The 416-nt window shown below is 44.7% G+C and carries 1 protein-coding gene; it reads left to right on the top strand.

Annotated features, from left to right (window positions below; translation table 11 throughout):
• Positions 1–26: 26 nt before the first annotated feature.
• A partial coding sequence (locus tag HC176_RS16890) for a phytoene desaturase family protein (protein WP_209309773.1) occupies positions 27–416 on the top strand: 390 nt, incomplete at its 3' end.

The raw sequence follows: 416 nt of genomic DNA, 5'->3' as shown, positions 1-416 counted from the left end.
GTAGTGCTGCAAAACTGGATAAGTTCATGGAAGAGGCACAGTATAAATACGAGCAGGGGATGGAAAGGCTGGTATATATGCCTGGAATTTCTATAGGGGAATTCATGGACATTGATCTTATCAAAGGTGCACTAAGGCTACAGGTCTTTTCATCTTTCAGCAAGCATGTACGAAAATATTTTTCCAATCCAAAGTTAATTGCTCTTATAGAGTTTCCTGTCCTGTTTTTAGGAGCTATGCCACAGGACACTCCGGCGCTGTATAGCCTAATGAATTATGCCGGACTCAAACTTGGCACCTGGTATCCCCAGGGCGGCTTTGGAAGTGTGATCACCGCTATGGTAAAAGTGGCAGAAAAACAGGGGGTAAGCCTGCACTATGATGCACCGGTGCAGGTGATCTTAACTTCAGGCAAA

Source organism: Tamlana crocina (genome assembly GCF_012037625.1).
This window is presented reverse-complemented; position numbering and strand designations above follow the sequence as displayed.